Here is a 13,451-nt window from a genome sequence, read left to right as displayed (position 1 = left end):
GATTCTAACAGAAAAAATCCGGCAAAAATGGTGCTGATTGTTCCATAAATAAGAACACAGCGTGCAGCGGCCCGGTGTGTCGGGGCTGCTGAAGCCCGGAATATTCTTATTCAGTAATATAGGTAGGTCAAGTATGGCGCAAAACCGCGTGGAATATGGTCGGGATGATGTTGAAATTGCGGCGCGCGAGGTCGCGTTTAAAGGGTTCTTCCGGATTGAAACAATCCGCCTGCGTCACCGTACGTTTGCCGGTGGCTGGACCGGTTATTTTGAACGTGAGCTGTTTGAGCGCGGTGAAGCAGTGTGTGTTTTATTGTTTGATCCGCAACGCGATTGTGTCGTACTGACGGAACAGTTCCGCATCGGTGCGCTGGCTGATGAGCACTCGCCGTGGCTGCTGGAGCTGGTCGCAGGCATGGTTGAGCCGGGCGAGAGCTATGCTGACGTGGCGCAGCGTGAAACCGCAGAAGAAGCAGGGTGTACCTTTAATGAATTACTGCCAATCTGCAATTACTGGGTATCTCCTGGTGGCACCAGTGAACGGGTGCAGTTGTATTGCGCCCTGATCGACAGTGCGGGAGTTGAGGGCGTGCATGGCCTGGCAGAAGAGCATGAAGATATCCGGCTGGCAAAAATGAGCTTCGGCGACGCCTATGCTGCGGTTGAATGTGGCCGTATTAATAACGCCGCCACCATCATGGCTTTGCAATGGCTGCATATTCATCACTCGCGTTTGCTGCAGAAAAAGTAATAGCCGCCAGCCGCGTTAGCCTCATTTATTCTGATACTGGCGGCGTCAGAGCGGATTCGCTAGGCTGCGCTGAGTTTGAACAACGGTTCAGAACCCGAGCGCACCGTTCCGCTCTGTTGGCCTGCGGTGATGTCGAAAGGAGAAAGTGATTGCTAAAAAAACGTCAGCGTTATGTTCCCGATCTGCAGGAAATGGCCGCTCTGTGCGAAGCCAATTACCTGCGTTTACTCAAGCTTCTGGCGGGTGCCGAAGTCGGGGACGAGCGTATCTTTCAGCTCAGCAATGATCTGCACAGTGCGCAGGTACGATTGTGTGTGGATGAAGATCACCGTTATACCACCATGGTGTCGGTGATTCAGGAAGGTCTGAGCCCGGACTGGTTACAGCCGATGTCGATGCAGGTGCGTCTGTATCATGATGCCAGCATGGCCGAAGTGCTCAGTTATCAGAATCAGCAGCGCTTTGATGGTCGTTATTCTTACCCTAATCCGGCGATGCGCATGCCCGATGAAAAAGTACAGCTCAATCGTTTTCTGGCGGAATGGCTCGATCACTGTTTAAAATACGGCCAAACCATCCAGCCTATCGAACTTCCGCAGCGCATATTACCGGTCAGATGACGGTTTATTGTGAACTTCGTTTCAGTTGATTTGCGCATTTGACGATAAAGTTGGAAACTGGCAAAAACAACTAGGGACAGGGGTGCAGTTTGTATTCACTGGATACGGAAGATACGCTGCGGCTGGTACAGATTACCGATACCCATTTGAATGGTCCTGAAGAGGGCCATCTGCTCGGTATGAAAACGCTGCACAGCATGAACTGTGTGCTTGATATCGTGCGTCAGGAACGCCCCCATATCGATAGCATTCTGGTAACCGGTGACCTTTCACAGGATGGCAGCGTACGCGCTTATCAGCATCTGCATAATGCCCTGCAACCTTTTGGTTGTCCGGTTTTCTGGTTTGAAGGCAATCATGATGTGCCAGCCAGCATGCATGAAGTGGCTGAAGACACGGAGCATCTGCATCGACTCGTGCGCAGTAAGCACTGGCAGTTGATTCTGCTGAACTCGCAGGTTGAAGGGTCCGTTCATGGCCGCCTGGCCCAGGACCAGCTCGATCTGCTGGATCAGGCCCTCAGCGAACGCCCCGATTTACATTCCCTGGTCAGCTTTCATCATCATCCTCTGCCGATGGGCAGCCGCTGGATTGACCGCATTGGCGTCAAGAATGCCGATGAGGTGCTGGCCGTTATCCGCCGTCACAACAATGTGCGTTGTGTATTGTGGGGACATGTTCATCAGGAAAGTGACCAGCTGATCGACGGTGTGCGTTATATGTCGACGCCTTCAACCTGTGTACAGTTTACGCCAAAATCCGAAGAGTTCTCGGTGGATACTCTTGCTCCCGGTTACCGCTGGCTGGATCTGTGTGCCGATGGCTCAATTGCAACCGGCGTCAGCCGCGTCGAAGGCATCGCCTTTGAGATTGATTACTCGGTAAAGGGTTACTGATTCTTTGTCTTCTTCCGCTATTGGCTGTCTGTATCTGCACGGTTTTCTCAGCTCACCACAATCACAAAAAGCGCAGCAGCTGCTGCGTTTTTACGCTGACCATTTAACCCCCGAACAACTGGCATTGCCGACCTTACCCTTTGCTCCGGCGGAGGCGATTGCGTTGGCGCGCGCTGAGCTTAAACGTCTGCAGCAGCGTTTTGCGCAGGTGTTCATTATTGGCAGTTCGCTCGGTGGCTTCTATGCCACGCATCTGGCTGAAAGCGAAGGCATTCCGGCGGTGCTGGTTAATCCGGCGGTACGCCCGTTTGATCTGTTTGAGCATTATCTGGGGCCAAACACCCATTACTACAGCGGCGAAGTGCATGAGCTGACCCATGATCATATCGGGCAACTGCGGGCGCTCGGTTGTGCGCAGATTCAACACCCTGAGCGACTGTTACTGCTGTTGCAGACAGGCGACGAAACCCTCGATTATCGTCTGGCCGCAGAGCTGTACCGCAACAGTCCAGCCTGGCTTGAAGGCGGTGGCAATCACAGCTTTGAGCACTTTATTGAACGTATGCCGATGGTGCTGGCCTTTGCTGAGCGAACCAGCCGGTCGGAGACGGCTGAAATCTCGCAATCAGACATCTGACTTCCCCCTGCCTTCCCGTTATACTCCGCCGTTGATTATGGATTTCCGCTGGCAGCCAGAGGTTTGAATGTCTAAGCAATATACAGCGTCGTCGATTGAGGTTTTAAGCGGCCTGGACCCGGTACGTAAACGCCCGGGCATGTACACCGATACTACCCGTCCGAATCACCTGGCACAGGAAGTGATCGATAACTCGGTGGATGAGGCGCTGGCCAATCACGCGTCGATGATTGAAGTCACGCTGCACGGCGATGGCTCGATGACCGTACTGGATGATGGTCGTGGTATGCCGACCGACATTCACCCAGAGCATGGTGTCTCCGGTGTCGAACTGATTCTCAGCCAACTGCACGCCGGTGGTAAATTTTCCAACGATAGCTATCAGTTCTCCGGTGGTTTGCACGGTGTGGGTGTGTCGGTGGTGAACGCCTTGTCGCAAGTGCTGGAAGTGACCATCTGGCGCGATGGCCAGGTACACCGCATCGGTTTTAAAGACGGTTACAAAGCTCTCGACCTGCAAGTGGTAGAGAGCTGCGCGAAGAAGAAAACCGGCACCAGCGTACGTTTCTTGCCCGATCCTAAATATTTTGATTCGCCGCGTTTTTCGGTGCCTCGGTTAAAGCACGTTCTGCGTGCCAAAGCGGTACTGTGTCCGGGCCTGCGCATTAAATTTAACGCGCCGAATGCCGAAGACAGTGCCGAGTGGTATTACGAAGACGGTCTGAAAGACTACCTCAAGGTTCACAGCACCGGTTATGAAGTACTGCCGGCCGAACCGTTTGTGGGCTCGATGGCGGGCAGCACCGAAGGTGTTGATTGGGCGGTTCACTGGCAGCCGGAAGGCGGTGAGTTGCTGCAGGAAAGCTACGTTAACCTGATTCCGACCGCTCAGGGCGGTACCCACGTGAATGGCTTCCGCTCAGGTCTGCTGGATGCGCTGCGTGAATTCTGTGAATTCCGCAACCTGTTGCCACGCGGTATCAAACTGACTCCGGACGATCTGTGGGAGCGCTGCTCCTATGTGCTGTCAGCCAAGCTGGCAGATCCGCAGTTTGCCGGCCAGACCAAAGAGCGTTTGTCGTCGCGTGAAGCTTCGGCCTTTATCTCCGGTGTGGTGAAGGATGCGTTTGCTCTGTGGCTGAACGAGCACACCAGCGAAGCCGAGCAATTAGCGGAGATGGCGATTTACAGCGCCCAGATCCGGCTGCGCAAATCGAAGACCGTTGCCCGTAAAAAGATCACTCAGGGACCGGCGCTGCCCGGCAAACTGGCCGACTGTACCGGTCAGGACGGCGAGCGTACCGAACTCTTTCTGGTGGAAGGGGACTCCGCCGGTGGCTCGGCCAAACAGGCCCGTGACCGTGAGTTTCAGGCCATCATGCCGCTGCGCGGTAAGATTCTGAACACCTGGGAAGTAGACTCCAACGAAATTCTGGCCTCGCAGGAAGTGCACGATATTGCGGTGGCGCTGGGCATTGATCCGGGCTCGGATGATTTGTCCGGTTTGCGTTACGGCAAAATCTGTATTCTCGCTGATGCCGACTCCGACGGCTTGCATATTGCTACTTTGCTGTGTGCGTTGTTTGTCCGTCATTTCCGTAAGCTGGTGGCCGAAGGCCATGTCTATGTCGCCATGCCGCCGCTGTATCGTATTGATATCGGTAAAGACGTTTACTACGCGCTCGATGAAGGTGAAAAGCAGGGCGTGCTGGAACGTATCAAAGCGGAAAACAAACGCGGTAAGGTGAACGTACAGCGCTTTAAAGGTCTGGGTGAAATGAACCCGCTGCAATTGCGTGAAACCACCATGGACCCGAATACCCGTCGTCTGGTGCAGTTAGGCCTGGAGCCGGGTGATGGTACCAACGAAATGATGGATATGTTGCTGGCCAAGAAACGTGCAGGCGACCGTAAAAGCTGGCTTGAACAACGCGGCAACGAAGCCGAAATCGCCTGATATCAGAGTAACTGCGGCAGGGACGCTGCAGGCTGGCTGATGCCGGGTAACCAGGAGGTGACATGATAAAGATCTGCAAGTATCTGCTGCTGAGTCTGTTGCTGCTTTCTGGCCAACGGGTATTGTCAGAAAACATAACGGAGTTACCCTCATTACCTCCGGCGCAGGTCTTGTTACTGCTGTCTTACGAGCCTTTGTTTCCGGCCGCTGACCGCATTGTTACCACCGTTCAGCGTGAGCTGAGCAATAACCCGCAACGGGACATCACGCTGCATGTGGAATTTATGGATTCCGATCTGCAGGCCACACCCGAATACCTCAAAGCTTACGCGCAATTACTGCAGGCCAAACAACAACAGGGTGAACGCTATGATCTGGTGATGGTTGCCGGCGATGGTGCGCTAAAGCTGGTTGTCGCGGAAGGACGCAAGGTTCTGGGTCAGGCACCGGTGGTGTTTGTCGGGGTTAACGACAGCGAACTGATCCGAAAACTGCAAGGCCAGGGTGGCTATACCGGCGTTTACGATGCGCTGCCGGTGTATGAATTTATGGCGCTGATGCGCTACCTCTACCCAGGGTTTCAGCAACTGCATGTGATCAACGACGGCTTGCCGCGCAGCGCATTGCGTATGCTGCAACTGCAACAGGCGGCTGACAGTCTTAATCAGAAGCTGGTGGTGCATTCACTGGCGACACTCAGCTGGCAACAGTTGGCGGATGAATTATCAGCGTTGCGCGGTGAGCCACTGTTGCTGTTGTCGGCGTATATGGATGTGCATCAGCAGGTCAAAGCGTTACGTGAGTCAAATCAATTCATCAGTCATCATGCCGGGTCGCCGGTCTGGTCGTTATCATCGTCAGGCATTGGTGATGGATTATTCGGCGGAGTGGTCAGCGATCTGACCGACAGTGCTGAACAGGCTACCGGTATGGCATTGCGGATTCTGGCCGGAGAAAGCCCTGACCGTATCGCCGTTAACTGGCATTCGGCTAATCTCACCCTGATTGATGCCAGGTTAGCGGCACAACAAGGCTTTGACCGCGCCAGCTTTCCGCCTAAAACCCAGTTCATTAATGATCAGCCAGGCTTCTGGCAAAATTATCGCAATCTGTTTTTGCTGCTGCTGTCGCTGACGATCTTTTTTACCTCTGTTGGTTTATTTATCTGGTCGGAAATCCGCCGGCGTAAATTCAGTGACCAGCAGCTGGATGACCGTACCGAACTGATCAAAAATATTCTCGATTCCATTCCCGATATTATTTTTTATAAAGATCGGCGCGGCACCTATGTTTTTTGTAATAAACAGTTCGTCAGCCTGATGGCAAAAGACCCGATTGGGCGTACCGATTTTGAAGTCTTTGATCAGGAAACCGCTGAATTTTTCCGCGCGAAAGACAAAGAAGCCGTGGCGCGGAAACATGTGAATATTAATGAAGAGTGGGTACACAGTGTTGATGGCGGCGTGATGTTGCTGGAAACTCAGAAAACCCCTATTTATGACAAGCGCGGGCGTTACATCGGCGTGTTTGGTTTAAGCCGCGATATTACCGAGCTGAAGAAAGCCCAGCAGAATCTTGAGCACATTGCTCACCACGATGTACTGACCGGACTGCCGAACCGGTTGTCACTGAATAAAAAACTTGAATATGCACTGAATATGGCCCGCCGTGGCGGTGAATTATTGGCCGTTATCTTTCTCGATCTCGATCGCTTTAAAGACATTAACGACACCATCGGCCACGATATCGGCGACCTGCTGTTAAAAGATGTCGCCCATCGTTTGCACAACAGTGTGCGCGATTCTGATATCTGTGCGCGCCTGGGCGGCGATGAGTTTGTCGTGGTGCTGAGCCGGATCGACGGTGAAGAGCGTATCCAGGAAAAATGCGATCAACTGCTGCAGGTTATATCGCAGCCCTACAGTCTGCAGGGACATCTGCTCAGCGTTTTTGCCAGTGCCGGTATCAGTATTTATCCGCAGCACGGTAACAGCGTGGATGAACTTATCCGCAATGCCGATGCTGCGCTGCATAAGGCCAAAGAGTTGGGCCGCAATCGCAGTTTTCACTACGTACGTGAGCTGACCGACAGCATTCACTCGCGCATGTCACTGGAGCAGGATTTGCGCTCAGCGCTGGAAGCCCATAATTTTATGCTGTCTTATCAGCCGCAATTCCGGGTTGGTGAATCGGTGCCACGCCGGGTTGAGGCGCTGTTACGCTGGCCGCATCCGGTGCGTGGTATGATTTCACCGCATGATTTTATTCCGCTGGCGGAAACCAGTGGCATGATTGTGGAGTTGGGATATTGGATATTACGCACCGCCTGTCAGCAGTTTTTATTCTGGCGGCAGCAAGGGTTAATGCTGGATAAAATTTCTGTAAACGTATCGCCTATTCAAATCAGCTCCAGTTTTGCCTCTACCGTTGCAGAGATCATTCAGCATCTCGACTTTGATCCGCGCTGGCTTGAACTGGAAGTCACTGAAAGCCTGATGATGTCAGGTACGACCGAAGTCTCGCAGCAGGTCTGCGAACTACGCGCGATGGGAGTCGACTTTGCCATTGATGATTTTGGCACCGGTTATTCATCATTAAGTAAAATAAAATCCATGCCGGTAACCGTACTGAAAATTGATCAGTCGTTTGTCCGTGATATTAACGATGACGTTAATGACTATGAAATCGTTCGCGCGATTGTATTGATGGCTAAGAGTCTGGGCCTGACCGTGGTCGCGGAAGGCGTAGAAAATAAAGAACAGGAAAGCACTTTGCATCGCCTGGGCTGCGAATGGGTGCAGGGGTATTACTATGCGATGCCGATGGATGGCGAGGCTTTCTACCAGCGATACTTCGCAGAGCTACAATAACTGCGCCAATAAACAGCAGTTTTTCCCCTGAATTTTTTTTCGTCACATCGGCTATTTCTCTTTATAATCCGCGCCGGCAATAGTTCATTGCCTTTTACTTTAGGAGCAAATATGCGTTGGACAGCACTACTGGTGCTTGCCCTGACGGCTGGCTGCGCGCGTCTGGATCATGTTCAGATCGGCAGTATTGATCAGTCTCAGGGTGAATTAGTACCCGTTTCCGTACGGTTGAGTGAAACCGGTTTTGATGCAACAGCTGCTGCCGAAATTGGCCGCATTGCCAGCAGAGGGAAAACCGCTGAAAACTTTAAGCAACTGCGCGATATTCTGGCGCTGATTAATATGGGCCCACGTACCGGTAACCCGGTATTTGACGATGCCTATGCGCAGCGACTGCAGGAATATCTGCTGGTGGAATGCCCGAGTGGCCGCCTGACCGGTATCCGCGCCATTCGTGAAGCAAAAACAGCAGGCCCGGTGTCGGGTGAAATCGTAGGTGTTGATGCTTATTGCATCCGCTGAGAAATAAGGAAATAAAGAATATGTTTAAACGTTTTATCCCCCTGGCGGTATTGATGACAGCCCTGACTGGTTGCGTCAGCCTCAACTCTGTTTCCCTGACCCAGGTACCGGCCGAGCGCAGCAATGAAATCAGCGCGACATCAAGTAGCTGGACTTTTCTTGGCATTGCGTTCAGCAATGACTTTGTTGACGAAGCGGTTCTGGATCTGAAAAGCCAGTGTGCCGGCGGTAAAGTAGAAGGCATTCTGACCAAGTTTCAGCACACAGTATTTATCCCGGTTGTAATCCGCGAAGTGGTTGCCACTGGCTACTGCCACAAGGGGTAAGCAGGAATGAAAATCCGTATATTACTGCCACTGATGCTGCTGACCGGATGTACCCATTCGGTTCATATGCAGCACGTCAGCGACTTTGATGATGTACCTGCTGCAGAAAAGCGCAGCGTGGTAACGGCTGAAACTGAACAGAGCGTTGTGCTGGGGTTTGTCTTTGATACCGACTACGTCGATCAGGCAAAACAGCAGTTGATGGCTCAGTGTAACGGCCGCCTGAGCGCGGTAACCACTCAGTATTCAACCAGCCACGGTTTTCTGCACTGGACCAATAAAATCCGCATGCAGGGATTGTGCAGCGAAGGCTGATGCAATAAAAAAATCCCGGCCAGCGCCGGGATTTTTTATTACTTTCTCGCGTAATTATTCTGCGTTATTTCTTACCCGGCAACGGCGTATATTCACGTTCGTCACCAGGTACTTTAGCAAAACGCTGGGCTTGCCAGTCGGCTTCAGCCTGTGCGATGCGCTCACGACTGTAAGCAACAAAATTCCAGCGGATATAAGGCACCTGTTCGTAGCGTTCGCCACCAAGCAGCACAAAACGGCTATGGCTTTCTGGCTGAATGATTTCATCACCATCAAGCAGAATAAAATCACCGGCATTAAAGCTCTGGCCGCTGATATTCAGCGAGCCGCTCTGAATATAAACCGCGCTCTCATATTGCGGATGCGGCAGTTCAATCTGCTCACCGGCGGCGCTGATAATATCGATAAAAAACATCGGCGAGTGAGTGCGCACCGGCGAGGTCATACCATACGCTTCCCCGGCGACCAGGCGCATGATGGTTTTTTCCAGATAATAATGCGGCAGCTGTTCTTTTTTCACATGCTGGAATGACGGCTCGATTTCGGCTTTTTCGGGTGGCAGCGCCAGCCAGAATTGCAGGCCGTTCAGTTCGTGTTCGCGCGAGCGCACTTCCAGGGTTTCGCGTTCAGAATGCACAATGCCGCGGCCGGCGGTCATCCAGTTTACTTCGCCGGGAAAGATTTCCTGCACATTACCCAGACTGTCGCGGTGCAGCATGCTGCCGCTGAACAGGTAACTCAGTGTCGACAAGCCAATGTGTGGATGCGGGCGTACGTTGATGCCTTCGCCGGGTTGAAACAGCGCCGGTCCCATGTGATCAAGGAAGATAAAGGGGCCGACCATCTTCTTCACGCTGCTGGGCAGAATACGGGTAACGCTGAAACCGTCCAGATCCTTCTTTTCGCCATTGATCAGATTGGCCATCACTTGCTCCTCAGTATCTGTTCACATCGTTGATTGTCGGAGGTTAGTATATTTCTGTTATCTGGAATGAAAATGGTAAAAATATGTCGATATCGTTCTAATTTTTAGAATATTTTGACCAGAGCCGCCGCACCGATTGTTCTCTGTCGCCGTGTCAGTCACAATCGGCGGCATTCATCCCATCAGAACTCAGCCCTGCAGGACTTATGACGGATCAGATCAGTTACACCGATGATGGTGTCGAGCGCCAGTCGCTGAAGCAATACACCGAGAACGCTTACCTCAACTACTCCATGTACGTCATCCTCGACCGTGCGCTGCCGCACGTTGGTGATGGCCTCAAGCCGGTGCAGCGCCGCATCGTCTACGCCATGAGCGAGCTGGGGTTAAAGCATACCGCTAAGTATAAGAAGTCGGCCCGTACCGTCGGTGACGTGTTGGGTAAATACCATCCGCACGGCGACAGCGCCTGTTACGAAGCCATGGTGCTTATGGCGCAGCCGTTCTCTTACCGCTACCCGCTGGTCGATGGTCAGGGGAACTGGGGTGCGCCGGATGATCCGAAATCCTTCGCCGCCATGCGTTATACCGAAGCCAAACTGGCGCCGTATGCCGAAGTGTTGCTCAGCGAGCTGGGTCAGGGCACGGTAGAGTGGCAGCCGAACTTTGACGGCACCATGGACGAGCCCTGCACTTTGCCTGCGCGTCTGCCGAATATTCTGCTTAATGGCACCACCGGTATTGCCGTGGGTATGGCAACGGATATTCCGCCGCACAATATCCGCGAAGTCGCCAGCGCCTGTATTCATCTGCTGGATGATCCTGAGGCCAGCATCGAAGCCCTGTGCGAGCACGTAACCGCGCCCGATTTCCCGACTGAGGCAGAAATCATCACGCCGCGCGACGACCTGCGCAAAATCTACCGTGATGGCCGTGGCAGTGTAAAAATGCGCGCGGTCTATACCGTTGAAGATGGCGATATCGTCATTACCGCACTGCCGCATCAGGTGTCCGGTGCCAAAATTCTGGAGCAGATTGCCGCTCAGATGCAGGCGAAAAAACTGCCGCTGGTCACCGACCTGCGCGATGAATCCAACCACGAAAACCCCACCCGTCTGGTCATCGTGCCGAAATCGAACCGGGTGGACACCGATGCGGTGATGGCGCACCTGTTTGCCACCACCGATCTGGAAAAGAACTTCCGCGTTAATATGAACGTGATTGGTCTGGATGGTCGTCCACAGGTGAAAAACCTGAAGATGATGCTGAGCGAATGGCTCACGTACCGCACCGAAACCGTTCGTCGTCGTTTGCAGTTCCGCCTCGATAAAGTGCTGGCGCGTCTGCATATCCTCGAAGGTTTATTGGTCGCCTTCCTCAATATCGATGAAGTGATCGAAATTATCCGTCGTGAAGAAGAACCGAAAGCGGTGCTGATGCAGCGCTTTGGCATTTCCGATATTCAGGCTGAAGCCATCCTCGAATTAAAACTGCGTCATTTAGCCAAACTGGAAGAAATGAAGATTCGCGGTGAACAGGATGAGCTGGAAAAAGAGCGCGATTATCTGGAAAAAACCCTCGGCTCCGAGCGTCGCCTGAAAACCCTGATCAAAAAAGAAATCAGTGCCGATGCTGAACAATACGGCGATGAACGCCGCTCGCCGGTGGTAGTGCGTGGTGAAGCCCGCGCCTTCAGCGAAACCGAGCTGGTATCGGCCGAAGCTGTGACCATTGTGCTGTCACAGAAAGGCTGGGTGCGTGCCGCCAAAGGACACGATGTTGATGCTGAAAACCTGAGCTATAAAGCCGGTGACAGCTTCCTGCTCAGCGCCAAAGGTAAGTCGAATCAGAATGCGATTTTCCTCGATAGCAGCGGCCGTTCTTACAGTCTGCAGGCGCATACCCTGCCATCGGCGCGGGGGCAGGGCGAACCTCTGACCGGTAAGCTCAATCCGCCGGCGGGCAGCAGCTTTATCTGCACCCTGATGGGCAAAGATGAGGAGCAATATCTGCTCAGCACCGATGCCGGTTATGGTTTTGTCGGCACCATCGGCGATATGCAAAGTAAAAACAAAGCCGGTAAAAACCTGATTACTGTGCCGGATAATGCCCGCATTCTGGCCCCGGCGAAGATCAGCGATCCGGAGAAATCCTGGATTGCCGCCGTCAGCAACGAAGGCCGCATGCTGGTGTTCCCGGCCGCCGACCTGCCACAAATGGCGCGCGGTAAGGGTAATAAGATGATCAGCATCAACAGCGCCAAAGCCGCGGCACGCGAAGAGCTGATGGTCGGTGCGGTGGCGTTCAGTCAGGAAGACACGTTGCTGGTGTATGCCGGAAAGCGTCACCTGAAACTGAAGTTCGCCGATCTGGAACACTATCTGGGTGAGCGTGGCCGCCGTGGTAATAAGCTGCCGCGTGGCTTCCAGAATGTTGATCTGATGGAAGTGGTCAGCAAAGACGCCTGATGCTCAGCGCACACCGGTCAGCAGAGTCTCTCTCTGGCCGGTGTCGTTTTCTTTCCTACCCTTCTTAAGCTGATTCTGCTCCTGCCAAAGCTGCCGCCCGCCGCCGGCGTTGACTCTGCGGTCTGACTCCGGCACATCATTCCGTTATAATCCCGCCCGAACTTAAGCTCTGCATTACAGGAATCCCCATGTCTGCAAAAAACGTTGTTTCTGAAAGTCTGTACGACGGCTATGCCCAGTCCTTCACCGTCAGCGAAGTGTTATTTGAGGTGAAAACCGGGCACCAGCATCTGCAGATTATTGATACGCCGTTTATGGGCCGGGTGATGCTGCTCGATGGCGTGGTACAGACCACCGAGCGTGACGAATTTATCTATCACGAAATGATGGTACACGTGCCGCTGTTTGCTCATCCGGCACCCAAGCGTGTGCTGATTATCGGCGGCGGTGACGGTGGTATTCTGCGTGAAGTGCTGCGTCATAAAAATGTTGAACACGTGACTCAGGTTGAGATCGACGGCAGCGTGATCGATATGTGCAAAGAGTATTTCCCTAAGCACTCCAATGGTGCCTTCGATGATCCGCGCGCCAATATCGTCATAGCTGACGGCAAAGAATTCGTCGCGCAGTGTCAGGACACCTTTGATGTGATTATCTCCGACTCCACCGACCCTATTGGTCCGGGCGAAGTGCTGTTCACCTCCGATTTCTACAAAGACGAAAAAACCTGCCTGAACGCTGGCGGCATTATGGTGGCGCAGAACGGTGTTCCCTTTATGCAGGGTCAGGAAGTCACCAATACTTTCCAGCGTCTGAGCAAGCTGTACAGTGATGCCAGCTTCTACGTGGCACCGGTACCCACCTACATTGGTGGCCTGATGTCTCTGGCCTGGGCGACCGACAATGCAGAGCTGCGCAAGCAGAGCGTTGAACAGATTGCTGAACGCGTTGCCGCCGCCGGTTTTGAAACCCGTTTTTATAACGCCGAAGTTCACGTTGCCGCTTTTGCGCTGCCGAACTATGTACGCGCTCTGATGAAATAAGCGCCGGTTTATATCGGCTTAATCCCGTCGGTTTTGCTTTCTGCGCTGGCGGGATTTTCCCTCTTTTTCTGCTCCGTTCAGGGTGTTCTGTCCGCCCGCAAACCTCCCCGGCCTGAAATGC

The 13,451-nt window shown here is 53.2% G+C and carries 12 protein-coding genes; 11 read left to right on the top strand and 1 reads right to left on the bottom strand.

Translation table 11 applies throughout. The features are described from left to right. Window positions 1-133: 133 nt before the first annotated feature. The 9 genes from NYR02_RS08145 (at window position 134) to NYR02_RS08105 (ending at window position 8,894) form a co-directional block, all read left to right on the top strand. Entirely contained in the window at window positions 134-751 is a 618-nt protein-coding gene (locus NYR02_RS08145; RefSeq protein WP_260975875.1) for an NUDIX domain-containing protein, read from the top strand. A 149-nt stretch (window positions 752-900) separates the two neighbouring features. Continuing rightward, complete coding sequence (locus NYR02_RS08140) at window positions 901-1,371, top strand: DUF1249 domain-containing protein (RefSeq protein WP_260975874.1); 471 nt, start codon at window positions 901-903, stop codon at window positions 1,369-1,371. A gap of 89 nt (window positions 1,372-1,460) precedes the next feature. Beyond that, entirely contained in the window at window positions 1,461-2,267 is an 807-nt protein-coding gene (cpdA, locus tag NYR02_RS08135; RefSeq protein WP_260975873.1) for a 3',5'-cyclic-AMP phosphodiesterase, read from the top strand. A gap of 4 nt (window positions 2,268-2,271) precedes the next feature. After that, window positions 2,272-2,904, top strand: a complete 633-nt coding sequence (locus NYR02_RS08130) for a YqiA/YcfP family alpha/beta fold hydrolase (RefSeq protein WP_260975872.1) — start codon at window positions 2,272-2,274, stop codon at window positions 2,902-2,904. Window positions 2,905-2,971: 67 nt separating this feature from the next. Beyond that, complete coding sequence (gene parE, locus NYR02_RS08125) at window positions 2,972-4,861, top strand: DNA topoisomerase IV subunit B (RefSeq protein WP_260975871.1); 1,890 nt, start codon at window positions 2,972-2,974, stop codon at window positions 4,859-4,861. A 62-nt stretch (window positions 4,862-4,923) separates the two neighbouring features. Beyond that, window positions 4,924-7,731, top strand: a complete 2,808-nt coding sequence (locus NYR02_RS08120; protein WP_260975870.1) for an EAL domain-containing protein — start codon at window positions 4,924-4,926, stop codon at window positions 7,729-7,731. A gap of 111 nt (window positions 7,732-7,842) precedes the next feature. Then, window positions 7,843-8,253, top strand: coding sequence for a hypothetical protein (locus NYR02_RS08115; RefSeq protein ID WP_260975869.1), 411 nt, complete (start codon window positions 7,843-7,845; stop codon window positions 8,251-8,253). 20 nt (window positions 8,254-8,273) lie between these two features. Further along, complete coding sequence (locus NYR02_RS08110) at window positions 8,274-8,579, top strand: hypothetical protein (protein ID WP_260975868.1); 306 nt, start codon at window positions 8,274-8,276, stop codon at window positions 8,577-8,579. Window positions 8,580-8,585: 6 nt separating this feature from the next. Next, window positions 8,586-8,894, top strand: a complete 309-nt coding sequence (locus tag NYR02_RS08105; protein ID WP_260975867.1) for a hypothetical protein — start codon at window positions 8,586-8,588, stop codon at window positions 8,892-8,894. 64 nt (window positions 8,895-8,958) lie between these two features. On the opposite strand, the gene NYR02_RS08100 is transcribed toward NYR02_RS08105, so the two are convergent. Next, complete coding sequence (locus tag NYR02_RS08100; protein WP_260975866.1) at window positions 8,959-9,819, bottom strand: pirin family protein; 861 nt, start codon at window positions 9,817-9,819, stop codon at window positions 8,959-8,961. Window positions 9,820-10,025: 206 nt separating this feature from the next. On the opposite strand from NYR02_RS08100, the gene parC reads away from it, so the two are divergent. Both parC and speE read left to right on the top strand, forming a co-directional pair. Further along, on the top strand, window positions 10,026-12,287 hold the full coding sequence (gene parC, locus NYR02_RS08095; RefSeq protein WP_260975865.1) for a DNA topoisomerase IV subunit A: 2,262 nt from the start codon (window positions 10,026-10,028) through the stop codon (window positions 12,285-12,287). A gap of 188 nt (window positions 12,288-12,475) precedes the next feature. Next, window positions 12,476-13,330: a polyamine aminopropyltransferase gene (gene speE, locus NYR02_RS08090; RefSeq protein WP_260975864.1), complete on the top strand. Its 855-nt coding sequence runs from the start codon at window positions 12,476-12,478 to the stop codon at window positions 13,328-13,330. The last annotated feature ends 121 nt before the right edge of the window (window positions 13,331-13,451 follow it).

Source organism: Thalassolituus pacificus, assembly GCF_025318105.1.
Classification (GTDB): Bacteria; Pseudomonadota; Gammaproteobacteria; order Pseudomonadales; family Oceanobacteraceae; genus Venatoribacter; species Venatoribacter pacificus.
The sequence above is the reverse complement of the archived record's forward strand: the minus strand, read 5'-3'. Positions and strand labels throughout refer to the sequence as shown.